Raw genomic sequence first — 1,711 nt, forward strand, 5'->3', positions numbered from 1 at the left:
TATATTGTAACTCGTTTGGAGTGTTTTTGTTATGACGGTATAACCTTCGATGCGCACCCGCATTGATATGCCCCCTGTCAAGTAGACAGGTTAAATATCTAAAAAGTGTCTGTTTTTGAAGGTCAGTCGTACAAAATAAATGTACGGCTGTTTTTTTATGCAGACCACTTAGACTTGTACTTTTCAATTTTGTTATTCTTAGCGATTGGGTATGACAAAGGATGTTCTGATGATAAGGCAACGTTTCTTACTTCTAGAGGCGTTTTACAGTCATACCTACTTTGTGGACGCTCTTGACAGTAAAATCGGATATAGTCTTTGATGGCATATCGGAGGGAGGCCTCATCTGAAATCTCATACATCTGATACATTTCCGATTTTATAATTCCCCAAAAACCTTCTATTGGTCCGTTATCAATACAATGGCCTACTCTTGACATGGATTGAACCATATCAGTATCTTTCAGCTTTTTTTGAAAGTTCTTATTGGTATATTGAAACCCTCTATCGCTGTGAAATATAGGCTTAGCTGTGGGATTTTTTTCAATAGCTTTGTTAAATGTTTTGAAGACTAGCCGATTGTCATTTCGACCACTTATGACAAAAGCAATAGGATAACGGTCATATAAATCAAGTATGGCACTAAGATAGAGTTTCTTATGAGAGTTAGGAATCTTAAACTCTGTAACATCTGTTACCCATTTTTTGTTCGGAGCAGTTGTATAGAAGTTTCTTGCTAACTTATTTTCTACAGTCTCTTCAGGCTTAGCAGTCTTGTATTTTTTCTTTTTCTTACGGATAATGGCGTGAATATCGAGTATTTTCATAATTCGGTGAATTCTCTTTCTCGAGTAATTCGTATGATTGAAATGATTGATCCATTCTGTCATTCTTCGATATCCCAAGATATGCGAGAAACGTTCGTCATATTCTTTAATTAATTCCGCAATTTCGCTGTTTAATTGTTCTTGTTCTGGAACTATTCTATGTTTCCATTTATAAAATGCAGACCTCGTAATGCCGAGCTGATGACACATCCAGCTAATGCTCCACCCTTTATTGGTGTTGAAGTCTTCGATCGCTAAGTATTTTGATTCGTGGCGCTGTTTGCCTAGCCTCACATCCTTCCGAATTCTTTCACTTTTTTTAAGAGTTCAACAGCCATATCCTTTTCTTCTAACTGACGTTTTAAGCGCACATTTTCTCTTCGTAAACGTTCTAATTCATCAACCTCATCATCTAGTTTGTGATGACCCCTTTTGTCAACTAAACCTTCTTCACCATCACTATCATACTTTTTCACCCACGAATACACTTGGCTATAAGAAACATCATAAAGTGACGCCGTTTCCTTATAATTGCGATTGTGTTCAATACAATAGTTGACAATCTCTTTGCGTTCATCAATAGTGGTTTTACGTCTTGTTTTTGCCATATAGACCTCCCGTTTTGGATTGTAATCCTTAAGTTCTATATTGGCATTATACATCCTAATCCACTTTCTTAAAAGTCCTGAAGAAATATCATACTGATGACCTAAATCAATAGATGAAGCCTCGCCACTAATACATTTTTCTACAAGTTCCATTTTAAATTCTTTTGAATAGGAACGGTTTTTTGTTTTCTTTGTGAATCCTAAAATCCCATATTTTTTATAGATGGCAGCCCAATCTTGAATCGTCCTTGTGGAAATATGGAGACAGTTACATAT

At 36.1% G+C, this 1,711-nt stretch carries 2 protein-coding genes; both read right to left on the bottom strand.

Annotated elements, in window-relative coordinates; translation table 11 throughout:
* Nucleotides 1-155: 155 nt before the first annotated feature.
* Nucleotides 156-1,121, bottom strand: coding sequence for an IS3 family transposase (locus ADF62_RS05365; RefSeq protein WP_048788265.1), 966 nt, complete (start codon nucleotides 1,119-1,121; stop codon nucleotides 156-158).
* Nucleotides 1,118-1,711 (bottom strand): helix-turn-helix domain-containing protein (locus ADF62_RS05370; protein WP_048788266.1); only part of this gene is annotated, 594 nt, incomplete at its 5' end. The genes ADF62_RS05365 and ADF62_RS05370, both read right to left, overlap by 4 nt.

Source organism: Streptococcus sp. 1004_SSPC (assembly GCF_001069025.1).
In the GTDB taxonomy this organism is placed as follows: Bacteria; Bacillota; Bacilli; order Lactobacillales; family Streptococcaceae; genus Streptococcus; species Streptococcus vestibularis.